Source organism: Halovulum sp. GXIMD14794, assembly GCF_054457455.1.
The window spans coordinates 1-1,412 of record NZ_JBTLNF010000018.1; the positions used below are offsets into that span (position 1 = coordinate 1).

General features: G+C 64.0%; 2 protein-coding genes. One reads left to right on the plus strand and one right to left on the minus strand.

The features are described from left to right. On the minus strand, positions 1-452 hold a 452-nt coding region (locus tag ACW9UR_RS25330; RefSeq protein WP_458919859.1), incomplete at its 3' end, for a carboxymuconolactone decarboxylase family protein. Positions 453-555: 103 nt separating this feature from the next. Here ACW9UR_RS25330 and ACW9UR_RS25335 point away from each other — a divergent pair. After that, on the plus strand, positions 556-1,412 hold an 857-nt coding region (locus ACW9UR_RS25335), incomplete at its 3' end, for a LysR family transcriptional regulator (RefSeq protein WP_458919860.1).

Here is a 1,412-nt window from a genome sequence, read left to right on the forward strand (position 1 = left end):
GTCACCACATCGAGCACGTTGGCTTTCGTGAACCCAGCGGCGAGGAAGCCGGGAACCGCCTCGGCAGCTTCCCCGCGCGCGATGGCGACTTGCCGGGTAAAGGACCAGAGCGCGGCAAGACGATCATCCTGGGGCGCTTGGCCCGCGCGCAGAGCGGCAATCGTCGCGTCGTCCATGCCCACCTGCGTCGATAGATAGGTGTGGCCCATGGTGCAATAACCGCAGCCGTGCAGGACGTTCACGGCCTGGAAGGCGACCTGTTGTTCGACAGGGGTCAGCGAGGTCACCGCAATACGGCCGAACAGCGTTTCGTATCCGGCGAGCGCCGCCGGGCTTTCGGCCATCGTCGCGTGCATCTTCGGGATAAAGCCCCACGCCTTGGCGACAGCGGCAAGCGTGTCCCGCGACCCTTCTGGCGCGGTGTCGGGGGTGTGTAGTTGGAATTCGGGCATCTGAGCCTCCTTCGTGAAAATTACCGATACAGGAAGCTTTATTGCCCACATGAACTGCGATAAATTACGCATCTTTCTTGTTACTCATGCAAATTATGCACGAATGAACCTGAACGATCTGAGCCTGATCCAGGAAGTTGCCAGACTTGGCAGCTTTGCCGCTGTCGCCCGTCAGCGGGACGTGGACCCGTCCTCGATCGGGCGGGTCGTCGCGGGGGTTGAGACGGCGCTCGGCCTGCGACTGTTCTCCCGCACGACGCGACGCATGGAGCTGACTGAGGCCGGGGCGCTCTACCTCGCGCGGATCGCACCACTGACCGAAGAGCTCGAGCGAGCGCGGGAGGAGGCTCGCGCCATTCAGACGGAACCGCGCGGCACGCTCCGCCTTTCCGCCTCGGCCACGTTCGGGCAGAACTTCATCGTCCCGCGCCTCGCCGGCTTCCGCGCCACCTACCCGGAGGTGGCGGTTGAGGGGCTGTTTTCCGACACCAACATCGACCTCGTGGCGGACAGGATCGACCTTGCCATCCGCCTGGCCCCCGAGGTCGAGGGCGACTACGTGGTCAGCAAGCTGATGGATACGCGGTACCACGTCGTGGCTTCGCCCGCGTATCTGGCAAAGGCCCCACCCCTTCTGCAGCCAGAGGATCTGGCGAACCACCGCGCCATCCTCTTCCCCTTTCGCGATTATCGTTCTCGCTGGTTGTTTCGGGATCCCGAGGGGGAGGTGAGCGACCAACCCGTCGCGGGCGATATCGTCCTGTCACCAGCCGGGGCGATCCGCGACGCGGCACTGGCAGGGCTGGGCCCGGCGTTGCTGCCCGACTGGCTGATCAAGGGGGATCTTCAAGCTGGTCGTCTGGTAACGACTATCGCTGGCTGGGATGTGACGGCTACGACCTTCGACACCGCCGCCTGGCTAGTCTTTCCTAGTCGAAGTTTTGTGCCGGGCAAGGTCCG